The 14,171-nt window shown below is 69.6% G+C and carries 16 protein-coding genes and 1 pseudogene; 2 read left to right on the top strand and 15 right to left on the bottom strand.

The genetic code is table 11. The annotated features are described in order from the left end of the window. Positions 1-46: 46 nt before the first annotated feature. The 3 genes and pseudogenes from P0Y60_03205 to P0Y60_03195 all read right to left on the bottom strand — a co-directional run bounded on the left by P0Y60_03205 (position 47) and on the right by P0Y60_03195 (position 2,042). Positions 47-424: pseudogene (locus P0Y60_03205) on the bottom strand (SDR family oxidoreductase). 651 nt (positions 425-1,075) lie between these two features. Next, positions 1,076-1,360 carry a hypothetical protein gene (locus tag P0Y60_03200; GenBank protein WEK61783.1) on the bottom strand — a complete coding sequence of 95 codons (285 nt, stop codon included), beginning with the start codon at positions 1,358-1,360 and terminating at the stop codon, positions 1,076-1,078. A gap of 502 nt (positions 1,361-1,862) precedes the next feature. Next, a complete protein-coding gene (locus tag P0Y60_03195; GenBank protein ID WEK61782.1) occupies positions 1,863-2,042 on the bottom strand; it encodes a hypothetical protein in 180 nt (59 codons plus the stop codon). Between the two features lie 71 nt (positions 2,043-2,113). Here P0Y60_03195 and P0Y60_03190 point away from each other — a divergent pair, with 71 nt between their 5' ends. Next, positions 2,114-2,317 (top strand): hypothetical protein, encoded by a 204-nt coding sequence (locus tag P0Y60_03190; protein WEK61781.1) that lies wholly within the window; start codon positions 2,114-2,116, stop codon positions 2,315-2,317. A 191-nt stretch (positions 2,318-2,508) separates the two neighbouring features. Here P0Y60_03190 and P0Y60_03185 read toward each other — a convergent pair whose 3' ends face one another. The 7 genes from P0Y60_03185 to P0Y60_03155 all read right to left on the bottom strand — a co-directional run bounded on the left by P0Y60_03185 (position 2,509) and on the right by P0Y60_03155 (position 6,950). Continuing rightward, a complete protein-coding gene (locus tag P0Y60_03185; GenBank protein WEK61780.1) occupies positions 2,509-3,522 on the bottom strand; it encodes a hypothetical protein in 1,014 nt (337 codons plus the stop codon). Between the two features lie 129 nt (positions 3,523-3,651). After that, complete coding sequence (locus tag P0Y60_03180; GenBank protein WEK62850.1) at positions 3,652-4,734, bottom strand: PLP-dependent transferase; 1,083 nt, start codon at positions 4,732-4,734, stop codon at positions 3,652-3,654. After that, positions 4,731-5,054 carry a hypothetical protein gene (locus tag P0Y60_03175; protein WEK62944.1) on the bottom strand — a complete coding sequence of 108 codons (324 nt, stop codon included), beginning with the start codon at positions 5,052-5,054 and terminating at the stop codon, positions 4,731-4,733. The genes P0Y60_03180 and P0Y60_03175 overlap by 4 nt, the downstream gene beginning before the upstream one ends. 48 nt (positions 5,055-5,102) lie before the next feature. Further along, positions 5,103-5,384 (bottom strand): Beta-galactosidase C-terminal domain, encoded by a 282-nt coding sequence (locus P0Y60_03170; protein ID WEK61779.1) that lies wholly within the window; start codon positions 5,382-5,384, stop codon positions 5,103-5,105. 63 nt (positions 5,385-5,447) lie between these two features. Next, entirely contained in the window at positions 5,448-5,684 is a 237-nt protein-coding gene (locus tag P0Y60_03165; GenBank protein WEK61778.1) for a hypothetical protein, read from the bottom strand. A 325-nt stretch (positions 5,685-6,009) separates the two neighbouring features. Further along, entirely contained in the window at positions 6,010-6,132 is a 123-nt protein-coding gene (locus P0Y60_03160) for a beta-galactosidase (protein ID WEK61777.1), read from the bottom strand. Further along, the gene (locus P0Y60_03155; protein WEK61776.1) at positions 6,132-6,950 is read right to left on the bottom strand and encodes a beta-galactosidase; all 819 of its coding nucleotides are present in this window, start codon (positions 6,948-6,950) and stop codon (positions 6,132-6,134) included. Before P0Y60_03155 ends, P0Y60_03160 begins: the two co-directional genes overlap by 1 nt. A gap of 662 nt (positions 6,951-7,612) precedes the next feature. Here P0Y60_03155 and P0Y60_03150 point away from each other — a divergent pair. After that, on the top strand, positions 7,613-8,059 hold the full coding sequence (locus P0Y60_03150; GenBank protein ID WEK61775.1) for an FCD domain-containing protein: 447 nt from the start codon (positions 7,613-7,615) through the stop codon (positions 8,057-8,059). Between the two features lie 45 nt (positions 8,060-8,104). Here the strand turns inward: P0Y60_03150 and P0Y60_03145 are convergent, their stop codons facing one another. From P0Y60_03145 to P0Y60_03125, 5 genes are all read right to left on the bottom strand, one after another. Further along, positions 8,105-8,992 carry a hypothetical protein gene (locus P0Y60_03145; GenBank protein ID WEK61774.1) on the bottom strand — a complete coding sequence of 296 codons (888 nt, stop codon included), beginning with the start codon at positions 8,990-8,992 and terminating at the stop codon, positions 8,105-8,107. Positions 8,993-9,129: 137 nt separating this feature from the next. Then, positions 9,130-10,380, bottom strand: a complete 1,251-nt coding sequence (locus tag P0Y60_03140; GenBank protein ID WEK61773.1) for an ATP-binding protein — start codon at positions 10,378-10,380, stop codon at positions 9,130-9,132. A 221-nt stretch (positions 10,381-10,601) separates the two neighbouring features. After that, complete coding sequence (locus tag P0Y60_03135) at positions 10,602-12,263, bottom strand: hypothetical protein (GenBank protein ID WEK61772.1); 1,662 nt, start codon at positions 12,261-12,263, stop codon at positions 10,602-10,604. Position 12,264: 1 nt separating this feature from the next. Next, on the bottom strand, positions 12,265-13,212 hold the full coding sequence (locus P0Y60_03130) for a carbohydrate ABC transporter permease (protein ID WEK61771.1): 948 nt from the start codon (positions 13,210-13,212) through the stop codon (positions 12,265-12,267). Further along, positions 13,209-14,171, bottom strand: coding sequence for a sugar ABC transporter permease (locus tag P0Y60_03125; protein WEK61770.1), 963 nt, complete (start codon positions 14,169-14,171; stop codon positions 13,209-13,211). Before P0Y60_03125 ends, P0Y60_03130 begins: the two co-directional genes overlap by 4 nt.

The raw sequence follows: 14,171 nt of genomic DNA, 5'->3' as shown, positions 1-14,171 counted from the left end.
GCGAACGCTCAGCCCTGAGTTGTGGATGCCGACGAGCGGCTCGTCGCTAGGCGATACCTCCCCCGTCGACCACCAGAGCGGAGCCGGTCACGTACGAGGAGTCGTCGCTCGCGAGCCACACCACGGCCTGCGCGACCTCGCTCGGCTCGCCCATGCGACGCAGCGGACGGTCGGCGGCCTCGGCCAGGAACGCAGCTCGTGTCCTGCGCCAGCTGCCGGGCCTCGTCGCGCAGCATCCCGGTGTTCACGTCGCCGGGATTGACCGAGTTGACGCGGATGCCGGCGGGCCGTGGTCGATCGCGAGCGCGCGGGTCATGTTGACCACGGCCCCCTTCGACGCGCAGTACGAGATCGCCTGGCCTCCGCCCTTGAGCCCCCAGCCCGAGCCGGTGTTGATGATGGATCCGCCACCGCCGGCCTCCATGATCGGGCACGACGTGCTTGCACATCAGGAAGATCGAGCGCACGTTCACGCCGAACACGCGGTCCCACTCCTCCACGGTGGTCTCGACCGCGGTGGTGCGGCGGATGATGCCGGCGTTGTTGAACACGACGTTCACGCCCCCGAGCTCGGCGACGGTGTGGCGACGACGCGTTCGATGTCGGCCTCGCTGGCGACACGTCGGCGGCGATGGCGACGGCGGTGCCTCCCGCCGCGCGGATCTCGGCGGCGACGCCTCCGGCCGCCTCGGCGTTCAGATCGACGACGGCGACGCGCGCGCCCTCCGCGGCGAGCGCGATCGAGGTGGCACGGCCGATGCCGCCCGCGCCTCCGGTGACGATGGCCTTCTTGTTCTCGAGTCGCATGGGTGTTCCTTACTGTGTGGGGTGAGTTCGGGTGCGGTCACGGGGTAGATGCTGCGGGTGCCGACGCCGGTGATGACTCGGACGTGGCCGGCGAGCCGTGGCGTCGAGGTCTGGGTCGCCGGTGTCGACGAGGAGGGGGCGTCCGCGCAGGTCGATGAGCTTCTGCTCGGGGGCGACGACGAGCAGACGGGTCGTCGCCGATCGCGCGCAGGACGGCGCGCGGAGAGCTGCTGGTTGCCGCGCCCGAGCAGGAAGCCCTGGCCGCCGATCACGGTGACGACGGCCTGCGCCGGCGCCTGGGCGATCTCGGCGAGCAGGCCTGCTCGCTCGCTCGCCGCGGACGAGCAGCGCCGTCGAGCACGACGTCGACACCGAGCGGGGTGCCGTCGACGCCGAGCTGTCCGGCGATCTCGGCGGTCGTGCCGCCCGGGCCGAGCAGATAGCGCACGCCGGGTCGCATCGCGGCGACGGCGCCGCGGGCGGCGGCCTCGACGGCCGCGGCCTCGGTGGCTGGGGTCGGAGCCTTGCGCGCCTGGGTGCGGCCGGTGCGCACGGGAACCCGCAGCAGCGCGTACAGGTCGGGTCGACGCGAGCGCGGCGCAGCGCTGCTTCGTCGATGTCGAGCACCTCGCGGTCTTCGGTGGGCAGCGGCCCACGGTCACCCAGTCCGCGGCGATCGCGCCGGCCGCGGCGGGGCTGACCGCGAACACCGGGGAGTACATCTTCACGCCCGCCGGGACTCCGAGCACGGCCGGCGCTGTGCACAACTCCGCAGAACGCGCGGAATCCGCCTGCGGCCCCTGCCGTTGCCGACGGCACCGATTCTGCACGAGTTGTGAACGCCGAGGCGTGGGCACGCGAGCCCGGCCGCGGCGTCTCGCAGCGTCCCGTCACCCGCCGACCACGAGCACGAGATCGGCGCCCGCGGCCGCGCACGGCGCTACGGCGCGCGAGGTGTCTGCGGCCTCGGTCGCCGGATCGGCCGCCGTCACACCACGTCGGGCAGTAGTCCCGCGGCCTGCACGGCATCGGCAGCCCATCGGCGCCCGCAGCGGTCACGACACCAGCCCCGGATGCTGCGCCGCGAGCACCGACAGTGCGGCGGCCGCCCGTTCCTGCACGCGCGAACGGGCGCCGCGCGAGGCCGCGAGACGCTGCACGCCCGCACCGTCGGAGCCGGCGAGGCCCGCGGGCCCGCCGACACCGGCGACAGGGTTGACGACCAGTCCGATCACGACGCGACGGACTCCCCCGGGAAGCGCGACCGGAGACCGCCGACGGGTACTTCCGCTGGTACGCGCGCCACGTGACGGCCCACCGCTCCGGGTCGTCGAGGTCGTCGTGGTGCGTGTGGTGCACGGTCTGGTTGTGCGGCGCCGTGCGCACGACCTCCGGGCGTCTCGCGGGCCTCGCGGGCCACCTCGGCGAGGACGTCGCCGCGTACTCGTCGAGCTCGGCCATCGAGTACGACTCCGTCGGTTCGAGCGTGAACGGCTGCGGCACGACGTAGGGGTGGTGGCTGGTCCAGTAGTGCATCCCGAAGTCGGCAGGCGCGGACGCCGATCTCCTCCGAGCTGATGCCCGTCTCCTCGAACAGCTCCTGCCACGAGTAGCGCACCTGCTCGATGCGGCGGCGGCCGGTCGCGTACGGCGCGCTGGCTCCGGGGATCGCGAGGATGCGCTTCATCAGGTAGTTGTTGTTCAGCACCGCGGTCTCGGCGCACGGCGCGCAGGCCCTCGGCGCCGAGCGCGCTGATCCACGCGTACGTCCGCACGATGTTCGGGATGACGCCGTAGAACGGGGCGACGGAGCCGATCGACTGGCGCCCGGTCGGCGATCCAGCGACGTAGCGGTCGCCGACGCGCTCGACCACCGGGCCGGGCAGGAACGGCGCGAGCGCCTCGGACACGGCGTTCGCGCCCGAGCCGGGTCCGCCGCAGCCGTGCGGGGTGCCGAAGGTCTTGTGCAGGTTGAAGTGGCACACGTCGAACCCGGCGTCGCGCGCGCGGGTGATGCCGAGGATGCCGTTGGCGTTGGCCTGGTCGTACGAGGCGAGCGCGCCGACCGCGTGCGCGAGCGTCCACCCACTCCCGGATGCGCGGGTTGTAGATGCCGGTGTCCTCCGGGTTCGTGACCATGATCGCCGCGGTGCGCGGCGAGAGCGCCGCCTGCAGGGCGTCGAGCGAGGGGTAGCCGTCGGCATCCGGGAAGACCGTGATGACCTCGGTAGCCGGCCGCCTTCGCCGCCGCCGCGTTGGAGGGGTGGCGAGAAGATCGTGGTGATGACCTCGCGCCGCTGCTCGCCTCGCCGTTCGCGCGGCGTGGAAGGCGCGGATCATGGCGATGTTGGCCCAGATCGCGGCCGATCCGCCCTGCGTGTGCAGCGAGACCTCGTCCATGCCGGAGATCTCGGCGAGCATCCGCTCCAGTTGCCAGAGGATCTCGAGCACGCCCTGCGCATCGGCCGGGTCCTGGTGCGGGTGCATCGCGGTGAGCTGCGGGGTGCCGGCGAGCTGGTCGTTGATCTTGGGCGCGTACTTCATGGTGCAGGTGCCCTGACCGATGTCGACGTTGAAGTCGGCGCCGAGGTTCTCCTGCGACAGGCGCAGGTAGTGCTTGAGCACGCGCATCTGCCCCATCTCGGGCAGCGCGGGCGCGGTGGCGGCGGCGCAGTGCGGCGGGCAGCGCCGCGACGACGTCGCCCACCGCGTCACGCACGCCGGGCTCGACCTGCGAGACCAGCACGCCGCGCTCACCGGGCGTGGTCAGCTCGAAGATGATCGGCTCGTCCCAGCGAGCCTGCTGGAACCGGCGCAGTACCGGCTTCGGGGCGACGGGGAGACTCACTTCTGGTCCTTCACAATCTCGAGGGATGCGGATGCCGTGACCGCGGCGAGCGCGCCGGCCAGCCGGTCGATGTCGGCCTGGGAGGTGAGCTCGGTGACGCACACCAGCAGTCGGTGCTCTCCGACGACCACGCCGGGCTCGATGCCCTGTGCGCGGAGCGCGTCGACGACGACGGATGCCGCGATCGGCAGGGTCACGGTGAACTCGCGCAGGTGCACGGCCTCGTCGTCGAGCGAGACGCCGTCGATCGCGGCGAGCGCCTGCTGCGCGTAGCGGGTGCGGGCCAGGAGCACTTCGCCGAGCTCTGCCATTCCGGCCGGTCCCATCAGCGACAGGTACACGCCGGCGGCGATGCCCCACAGCGCGGCCGCTGTGCCGACCCACTCCTTCCCCTCTTCCCGGTGCGCGAAGGAGGTGCGGTCGTAGGCGACGTCGCCGAATCCGTACTCACCGGGCACGTCGGTGGTCGCGAGGCCGAACAGGCGCGAGGGCATCTCCATCACGAAACGCGGATCGTCGTGCACCGCGATGAAGCCGCCATGCGCGCCGCCGAACCACTGGTGCAGCCCGAGGGACTGGATGTCGCCCGTGACGATGTCGGCGCCGGACAGCGCGGGAGGCGTCAGGATGCCGTAGCCGATCGGGTCCGTGCCGACCACGACGACGGCGCCGGCCGCGTGCGCGGCATCCGCGATCTGCTGCAGCGCGGCCTCAACGGCGCCGGTCGCACTGGGCGTCTCGATCCACACCGCGGCCACGTCATCCGACAGGGCAGAGGTCACCGCGGCGACATCCGTAGTGCCGTCGAGCGTCGGCACGTGCTCGAGTGTCAGATGCGCGCGGATGTAGTCGTGCACCTTCGAGAGCTTCGCGGGCAGCACATCGCTCACCACCAGCACGCGCGAGCGTCCGGTCATACGGCCCGACATCGTGAGTCCGGTCGCGGTCGCCTGGTAGCCGTCGTAGGTCGGTACGTTCACGACATCCATCGCCAGCAGCTCGGCCATCAGCGACTGGTACTGGAACAGCGCCTGGAAGCGGCCGTGGTCCTCATAGGGCTCACCGGCGTACGCGGTCAGGAACTCGCTGCGGTCCGATGACCTCGTCGACGACGGCGGGCACGGCGTGGTGGTACGACGCCGGCGCCGAGGAAGCTCAGCCGCGCCTGGGCTCGACCGGCGGTTGCGGCGCCAGCAGGCCGCGCGACGTGGCGGGCCAGGTCCTGCTCGGCGACGAGCGGCGCCGGCAGGTCGAGCGGGCCGGCCGAGGCGGAGGTCGAGTCCGGCACGTCGGCGTAGAACTCGTCCGTCGACGGACTCGGCGCCGACGGCGTCGAGCATCGCCTGCGGGATGCCGGCGCCGTGTTCGGCACGTACGGGTGGACGAATGGTTGGGTCATGGTGGCCTCGCGGTCGGTGGTGTGCGGAGTCGGGAGGAGGGTGCGGCGTCATGAAGCCGGACCATGGTTCTGGGGGGCGGGGTGGGCGAGACGGCGACGCCGAAGGGCCCGAGGGGCAGGCCCGCGGCGTCGGCGATCGGCGTCGGTGAGCAGGTCGCGTCCGCCCGGGATGCGCGGAGCCGTGAGCGTGCGGCGCCCGTGGTTGAGGACGAACGTGTAGTCGGTGGCGCCGTCGGTGCGGGTGACGACCTCGAGGTCGGTGTCGCGCTCGGTGGAGGCGGGGACGGGCACCCCGCGGCGGCGAACAGCCTCGGAGAGCACGGCGCGCATCCCGTCGCTGTCGAGACCGGCGCTGAGGTACCAGGCCGATCCTGTGCCGGACGGGTCGGCGGGTCACGGCGGGACGGCCGTCCAACTCCCCGCCGGCGTACGTGCGCGCGCACCTCGACATCGGCGTCGACGCTCGAGCCATTCACTCCAGCTCGGCACGCACGAGAGCGCTCGCCGGCGTAGTCGATCGCGCTCGGTGAGGCCATCGGCGATCGGCCACTGCTCATCGACCTCGATGCCGAGCAGATCGCGCAGCACCCCTGGCGCTCCACCGTCGTGCACCTTCTCAGTGGCATCCACGACGCCCGAGAATGGGCCGACCACCAGGTGGCCCGCCGCGCTCCACGAACGCGGCGAGCGCGTCGGCCTGCGGTTGCTCGACGATGGTACAGGTTCGGCACCACGACGACGTCGGTACGCGTCGAAAGGTCCGACCGCCCGCACCGCATCGACCGGCTGCCCGAGCGTGTACAGCGGCGCGGTGCCAGGCGCGCGCCTGCGTCGCCCACTGGAGCCGCTGCGGAGGGCAGCGACTCGACCGCGCTGGTGCCCCACCACGAATCCCAGTCCACGACGAGGGCCACCCGCGAACGCACCCGGGTGCCCCGAACGGGCTCCAGCTTCTTCAGCTCGAGGCCCGAACGCCTTGGTCTCCTGGAAGCTGCCGCGAGCGCTCGCCGCGGTGGCCGAGCATCGAGGAGTGGAACTTCTCCTGGCCGTACCTGGCCTGGCGCCACTGGAAGAACATCACCGCGTCCGAGCCGTGGGCGACGGCCTGCAGGCTGCTCGACGCGGATCTTGCCCGGCGGCTTGGGCACGTTGACGTCGCGCCAGCTGGTCGCGCTCGCCGAGGACTCCAGCAGCAGCCACGGGCTGTCCGCCCTTGAGTGAGCGCATGAGCCCGTAGTTGAGCGCGGCACCGACGTGCGCGGTCGGATCGGCGGGTTCGGGGTAGGCGTCATCGGTGACGACATCCTCCACCGCCGCGAAGTCCCAGTAGTCGAGGTCGCGGAACATGCTCATGAAGTTCGTGGTCACGGCGATGTCGGGGGTGACCTCACGCAGCACGTCGATCTCGATCTGGAACAGCTCGAGCAACGCATCCGACGAGAAGCGTTCGAAGTCGAGCAGCTTGGTGGGGTTCACCGGACCCGGCGCCTTCTTCGGCGTCTCGATGTGATCCCACGAGGTGTAGCGCTGGCCCCACACGTTGACACCCCAGGCCTCATTGAGACCGTCGAGGTCGCCGTAGCGGTGTTGCAGCCAGCGGCGGAAGTGCCGCGCGGACTCGGGGCACCAGCAGCGCGAGGTGTGATCGCCGTACTCGTTCGAGATATGCCACATCGCCAGCCCCGGGTGGGTGCCGTAGCGGTCGGCCATGGCGCGGGTCATCCGGGCTACGTTCTCTCGCCAGACCGGCGACGAGGGGCAGTAGGTCTGCCTCGAGCCGAACTCGAGGCGGAGGCCGTCGGCGTCCCAGGGCAGCACATCTCGGGGTGCGCGCGCAGCAGCCATGACGGCGGGCGTGGCGGTGGCGGTGGCGAGGTCGATCGCGATGCCGTGCATCCCAGAGCAGGTCGAGGACGCGGTCGAGGCCGGCCGCAGTCGAAGACGCCGGGCTCACGCGGCTCGAGCAGCGGCCAGGAGAAGATCGGGCAGAGTGACCAGGTTGACGCCCGGCCTCGACGCATGAGGCGGCATGTCCTCATGCCCAGACGCTCCTCCGGCCACTGGTCGGGGTTGTAGTCGCCGCCGTAGGCGAGGGCGTCGAGGCGGACGGTCCGACGGCGAGGTGGTCAGGTCACTGGTCACCTTGCGGTACGGGCACGGAGGCTCGTCTCTGGGGTGGTGCACATGGGGTGCCGCCGCGCGCTGGCGCATTACACCGGGCAACCGTCGACTGTATTCTGTATACAGCCACGCTAAGGTCGCCGCTCCTCGCGGCGGGTCAAGCCCATAGGCTGGCGACGCCGGCCGGCCGGGCGGCCACGCACGAACCGACCAGGAGGTCACATGGCGATCGAGCGCAAGAACCTGCGGTCGCAGGTGCGCGAGGAGCTGCATGGCGCGCATGCGCGCCAGGCGACGTGCGCGCCCGGCGAGGGCATCAACGAGGTGCAGCTCGCGACCGAGCTCGGCGTGCAGCCGCACCCCGCTGCGCGAAGCCCTCATCGCCCTGGAGTCCGAGGGGCAGATCGAGAGCGGAGAACGGCAAGGGCTTCCGGTTCGTGCCTCTCAGCGCCTCTGAATTCCGCGACCTCGCGCCGGTCATGGCCGCCCTCGAGAGCCTGGCGCTCGAGCTGAGTCCTCCCGAGGAGCTGCAGCGCATCGGCGCGCAGCTGCACGAGATGGCCGAGGCCTTCGCCGACGAGCTCGTCGAGCACCAGCTGGTCATCACCAAGGATGACGAGTGGCACGCCCTCATGCTCTCCGCCTGCCCGAACACCCGGCTGCTCGCCGTGATCGAGAGCGTGCGCAGCTCGTTCCACCGGTACGAGTCGCTACTGGTGCCGGAAGACGTGAAGGTCGAGCGCGTCGCCGCCGAGCATGCCGAGATCGCGAAGCAGCTCGCCGCCGGCGACATCCCCGCCGCGGTCGTCGCCCTCAAGCTCAACTGGATGCACGGCATGCAGCGCATCCTCGACAACGCCACCAGCTCGTACTTCACGGCCTGAGCTCTTCCGGCGACTCCGGCCGGATCGAGAGCCCCGGGACCTCTTCTATCCGGGGTCCGATGCCACCACGCACACGCTGCTCACGACGATGTTGGCTGTGAGATCATCCTCGAGAACACTCACGGTCACGTGTTCGATGGGCATCGAGTATCCGACGATCGGTGTCATGCTCACGCTCCGCCCGGCCCCGTCACCACCGTCCGTGACTCCTGCCCGGTGGAGATACACGTCTTCACTGAACGCCTCGCGAATGCGGGCAAGAGCTTCGTCCGTGGGCTCATCCGGACGCACCACGGTGACCTCACGGGAATAGTTCACTCCCGTGAGCCCCTCCAACGTCTCGCACTTGGCCGCGGAAACGGGTGGCAGGATCGGATCGGTCTGCCCGAACGCGCCGGCCGCCCGCACCGAAGCAGCGTCGAACGCCGCCACCACCTCCTCCTTCGTCACATGCGACGCATCTCTCTCCGCCGCGATCTCTTCATGGAGCCCCCAGTTCGTCACAGAGCTGTTGACGGAGCACGCGGAGGCCACGCTGAACGAAACCCCGTCACGGCTGGCCTGGAACCCCATCTGCGCACCGTCTTCCCCTTCGATGCGGAACTTGGGGTTCTCCGCAGAAGCATCGGGGTAGAGATCGATCACCGTCCACCCTTGAGACTCCCAGAATGCCCGCACCTTGACACCCACCTCCGCAGGGTTCTCAACACCTCCCTCATCCCGTGTGATGTTCACGTTTTGAGTGAGCCGAGCGCCCGACCCACTGCAGTCGCGTGGGAGCCAGGAGCGTTTGATCTGTTCCCGCTCCGCTCCGTTGTCCAGCCACGGAATCCTGGAGGTCGGATGCCAGTACCAGCCCTCTGAGATGCCGGTCGCAGCCACTCCTGCATCGAGCTGCGTCTCCACCCAGTCTCGTTGCTCATCGAGCGTCATGTTCGTCGTCGGATTGCTGTGATCGGACACGATCGGTGTCTCCTGCAGACATCCCGAGAGCGATGCGCTGCCGACGAGGACGAGCAGGATGGCAGCGAGAGCGCGGATACGCGGTGAGGCGGTCATCGTTCTGGCCTTCATGCAGCCCAGAGCGAGTCCATCGGCACTGCGGTGATGCGCTCACCGACCGCGACGGCCGACGGTCCGGTATGGAGGACATACCCTGCAACGAATCTGTCGCCGAGTCGATCCCGCAGCATGCTGAGGCCCGCCGCATCCTTGGCGCGAACGGTCGATGCGGCTTTCACCTCGACGCCGACGACACGTCCGTCGGGAGTTTCCAGTATCACGTCGACCTCCACCCCACGGCTGTCGCGGTAATGATGCAGGGCGGTTCGCTGATCGGCCCACGTCTGCTGGCGTCGTAGTTCCCCCACCACGAAACACTCGAGCATCGCACCCGAGAGTGGTGCCCCCGGGCCCAACACGGTCGGCGAGGTTCCCAGAAGGCCGGCAGCCAATCCCGAATCGACGGGGAAGACCTTGGGCTGCTTCACCTCACGAGACGTGAGGTTGACCGCCCACGCGGGAAGGGTATGAGTGAGGTAGAGCGTCTCGAGGAGCGCGATGTAGGGATCGAGCGTTCTCCTCGGAATCGCCGCTTCCGCCGCGAGCGAGGACCAGACCATCGTGCTTCCCATCCGCCCGGCGATGAGCCGCAGGAGACGCGGAAGGTCGGCGATCCTCTGAAGACCGGAGATGTCGGGAGCGTCGCGCCTCACGATCTGGGAGACGTAGGCCTGATACCAGGCCTCACGCCGACGGCCCGAGGAACGCTGCAGCGCTTCCGGATACCCGCCTCGAACCGCGCGGTCGATGTAATCGCTGCGAACGAGGTCGCTGGCGTGATGAGCAAGGAGTTTCGGTTCGAACGCGAGATCGATGAACGAACCTGATGCGGAGCCGACCTCGCGTTGACTCAACGGATAGAGGTCGATGTGCTCTGCTCGACCCGCCGGCGATTCATGGGTCGACGAGAGATCCAGGAGATTCGCCGAACCGGTGACGAGGAATCGTCCGGGCCGCTTGTCCCTGTCCACGGAGGCCTTGAGCGCGACGACGAGCTCCGGGGCGCGCTGCAGCTCATCGATCATCAGCGTCGCGTTCGGCGCTTGCTCGACGAAGCCCGCGGGATCGGTGTGAGCGAAATCGAGCGAGGCCACATCATCCAAAGTGACGGAGACCGCCGGCCTGCCAGCGAGCACCTGCCCCGCGAGCGTCGACTTGCCGACCTGCCGAGCCCCCTGGATCACGACGATTCGCGTATCGGCCAGCGCCTCCACAATGCGAGGAGCGACGAGCCGAGGAACGAGAGCGGCATTGTCCATGCGACCAGACTATGCACTGGATCGCCATTCCGCCATCAACTTCTCGCCGTTTCACCACCCGCAACTCGCCGTTTCACCGCACTTGTTTCGCCGTTTCACCACATTCGACTCGCCGTTTCACTACGCCTCGACCTCGGCCTGATCACTGATGCGCGCGGGGCGAGTCGCTCGTCGCCGCAGCGCCGAGGCACGGCCCGACCTCGCCTGACCGCGCCCGGCCGTCAGGCGCTCAGCGTGACGGCCAGGTCGATGAACAGCGCCGCCGACCAGCCGAACGCGGTCGTCGCGGTGCGGGCCTTCCGACCGGTGTGCGGGTTGTAGTACTCGTGCGGACCGCCGCCGTGGATCACGAGCGCGACCGTCTGCTCGCGCAGCGCGCGGGCCCGCTCCGGGTAACCCGAGGCCTCGAGCCCCTCCGCGACGAGCATGCTGGTGTTGACCCAGATCGGCCCCCGCCACATCCGCTCGTCCGAGAAGTCGGGGTCGGATGCCGCGACGGTCGGCAGTCCCCACGGCAACGCGAACCGCTGGGGGTCGTCGACGGCCTGGCGCAGTGCGGCGGCGATCGCCTCGGGCAGGGTGCCGGTGAGCAGGGGCACGAGCCCCACGACCGTGTCGCTCAGCTGCGGCTCACCCCCGCCGTGCGCCAGGAAGCGGCCGCGTTCGGCATCCCACATCCCGAGCAGCAGCTGCTGCGTCGACGCCGCCCGCTCCTCGAACCGCGCGACGTCGGCCGCGGGCTCGTAGCGGCGCAGGAGGTCGGCGATCTCCCGGTCCTGGCGCACCAGGTACGCGCCGAGGTCGGGGGCAGCGGTCGGCAGCGGACCGTCGAAGATCGGGCTGTCGTCGAGGCCGGAGGAGTAGGGATGCCCGTACTCCGGCATCCCGTCATGATCGAGGTCACTGCCCGCGAACCACCAGTCCTGCGAGCGGATGACGCGGGCGAGCTGGGTGCGCGCGTACTCGGGGTCGTCCTGCACCGCGAGCACCTTTCGCAGCGCCCAGGCCGCGAGCGGAGGCTTGGTCAGTGGCACCGGCGCACTCGGGTCGGCGATCTGTGACCCGGCTCTGCGCAGGTTCGCGCGGTCGCTCTCGGGAAGGTCGTCGCTCGTGGCCAGCACCCCGAGCTCGTGCACGACATCGGGCAGCTGCCCGTCGGGCTGTGGGAACCGGAACGCGAGGTCGAGCTGCTCGCGCGCCAGTTCGGGATCGCCGTGGCGCAGGCCGACCGCGATGAAATAGGCATCCCACTGCCAGAGTCCCACGTAGCCGATCTTCGAGGGGACGATGGCCCTGGCACCGGCGAGCGCCGGCAGCTCCACGATGTTCGCGCCGAGCACCCACCAGCAGAACGCCGCCATCTCCTGCAGGTCGTCCCGCACGATCGGACACTTCGCGAACCACTCGGACCAGACCTGCTCGGTCGCCGCGAGGTCCGCTGTGTGATCGCCCGGTTCGACGGTCACCGTCCGGTCGGCCGCGACCCGCAACCGGATGCCGTCACCCAGCGGATGCTCCTCCACGCGCCGATCCGGATACCGCAGTCGGATCCGCGGCTCGAGGCCGCCCCCTGAGCGTGTCGAGGAGCCGATGCTCAGCGCCGCGGGGTCGGCGAAGCTCAGCGTCACGCGACCGCCGAAGGTCACCCGCCCGGGCAGCACCGCGGTCACCGGGAGAACGACGCCGTCGGCATCCACCACCGTCAGCTCGTCGAGCACGCTGCACTCCGAGAGCCGGCGTTCGTACTCCGAGGTGTGCACGCGCACGCCGTCCCCGCCTTCCGCGCGCAACACCAGCACACGCGAGCGGGGCAGCGTGAACGGGGCGGTGATCAGGTCGAGGTGGCGTCCGGCAAGAGAGGCCAGCATGGTGGCATCCGTCATGTCACCGTCCTCCCAGACCCGACGCGGCCATGCTGTTCAGGATCTTGCGCTGGCCGATCACGAACACGATCAGCATCGGCACGGTCGCGATCGCGGAGGCCGCCATCACGAGTCCGTAGTTGATGGAGCCGAACTGCCCCTGGAACGAGGTCAGCAGCAGCGGCACCGTGAACAGGTCGGGGGTGTTCAACAGCACCAGCGGGAACAGGAACGCATTCCAGACACCGAGCGTCGTGATGATGCTGAGTGCCGCGAGCCCGGGCTTGAGGTTGGGCAGCACGATGCTCCAGAAGATGCGCCAACGGCCGGCGCCGTCGACCAGCGCGGCCTCCTCCAGCTCGCGCGGCAGCGCCAACACGAACTGGCGCATCAGGAACACCGCGAACGGGTTCGCGATCATGCCGGGCACGATCAGCGCGAGATGCGAGTCGACCCATCCCAGCTGCGACATGAGCAGATAGAAGGGGATGAGTGTGACCTGCGCCGGGATCATCTGCGTGGCCAGGAACACGATGAACAGCACCTTGCTGCCCCGGAACCGGATGCGCGCGAAGGCGTAGCCCGCCATGGATGCGGTGATCAGCGTGCCGACCACCACCAGCACCGCGATGTACGCGCTGTTGAGGTACGCCTGCGCGAACGGCACCGCGTTCCAGGCATCGACGTAGTTGTCGACGGTCCAGGGATTGGGCAGGAACTCCAGCGGGTTCTTGAGCAGCTGCGGCAGGGTCTTGAACGAGGTCAGCAGCATCCAGATGAACGGGAACACCATCGAGATGCCGCCGACGATGAGCAGCACGTGCAGGGTGGTGGATCCGAGCCTGCGGCGAGCGCGCCCGGCTCCCGGTCCTCCCCGGCCGCGCTGGCGATAGCCCGGGGCGGTGAGGGCGACGGTCGAGTCGGTCGCGGGGGCGGCTGGGCCGCCGAGCGGAGTGGTCTGGAGCGTCATGCCGGGTCATCCTCGTAGTGGACGAACTTCTTCTGGGCGCCGAACTGGATCGCCGTGATGACGAGCGTCAGTGCGAGCAGGATGATGCTGGCCGCACTCGACAACCCGAACTCGAAGCGCCCGAAGCCCAGATCGAAGATGTGATAGACGATCGTGCGGGTCGCGTTGTCGGGCCCACCACCGGAGACGAGCACGTAGACCGTGTCGAAGGTCTGCAGCGACGAGATGAACGCGATCACCGAGGAGAAGAACACGATCGGCGACAGCAGCGGCAGCCGGATGCTGGTGAACAGCCGCACCGCCCCGGCGCCGTCGATGCGTGCGGCCTCGATCACCGAGGGAGAGATGTTCTGCAGACCGGCGAGGAAGATCACCACGTTCAACCCCATGGACGACCAGATCGTCACGATGCAGACCGCGAGGAGCGCGAGCTTGGGGTCCTGCAGCCAGTCCGGGGGAGTGACGCCGAACACCTTCGAGATGGTCGTGGAGAGCAGGCCGTCGGCGCGGAACATCTGCTGCCAGATCATCGCGACCGCGACGGTCGAGGTGACCACCGGGGCGAAGAACAGGATCAGGTAGAGCGTGCGGGTCTTCAGCTTCTCGAGCGCGACCGCCACGATGACCGAGAGCGTGAGGCCGATCGGCACCGTGATCAGCGCGATGAGGAGCGTGTTGATGATCGAGCGGCCGAGCAGCGGGTCCTGCAGCTGGTCGGCGAAGTTCGCCAGACCCACCCAGGTGAGCTCGCCCAGGCCGTCCCACTCCGCAAAGGCCAGCACCAGGCTGGCGGCGAACGGCAGCACGACGAACAGTGCCATGCCGAGCAGCTGAGGAGCGACGAAGACGTACCCCCAGGCCCGGTCCCGACGACGCCACGCGGCCTCTTTGCGCAGGGGCGGGGCGGATGCCGCAGGGGTCGCCTGCGGCATCCGTCCGTTCTCGGTGAGCGTGGTCAC

Origin of the sequence: Candidatus Microbacterium colombiense (assembly GCA_029203165.1) — a bacterium.
GTDB lineage: Bacteria > Actinomycetota > Actinomycetes > Actinomycetales > Microbacteriaceae > Microbacterium > Microbacterium colombiense.
This window is presented reverse-complemented; position numbering and strand designations above follow the sequence as displayed.

Excerpts from the sequence above, each read along its gene's own strand:
- P0Y60_03175 (WEK62944.1), bottom strand. The coding sequence starts at position 5,054 with ATGACCCAACCATTCGTCCACCCGTACGTGCCGAACACGGCGCCGGCA.
- P0Y60_03170 (WEK61779.1), bottom strand. The coding sequence starts at position 5,384 with ATGCGCGCCGTGCTCTCCGAGGCTGTTCGCCGCCGCGGGGTGCCCGTC.
- P0Y60_03155 (WEK61776.1), bottom strand. The coding sequence starts at position 6,950 with ATGCACGGCATCGCGATCGACCTCGCCACCGCCACCGCCACGCCCGCC.
- P0Y60_03145 (WEK61774.1), bottom strand. The coding sequence starts at position 8,992 with ATGACGCTCGATGAGCAACGAGACTGGGTGGAGACGCAGCTCGATGCA.
- P0Y60_03140 (WEK61773.1), bottom strand. The coding sequence starts at position 10,380 with ATGGACAATGCCGCTCTCGTTCCTCGGCTCGTCGCTCCTCGCATTGTG.
- P0Y60_03160 (WEK61777.1), bottom strand. The coding sequence starts at position 6,132 with ATGTTCTTCCAGTGGCGCCAGGCCAGGTACGGCCAGGAGAAGTTCCAC.
- P0Y60_03135 (WEK61772.1), bottom strand. The coding sequence starts at position 12,263 with ATGACGGATGCCACCATGCTGGCCTCTCTTGCCGGACGCCACCTCGAC.
- P0Y60_03130 (WEK61771.1), bottom strand. The coding sequence starts at position 13,212 with ATGACGCTCCAGACCACTCCGCTCGGCGGCCCAGCCGCCCCCGCGACC.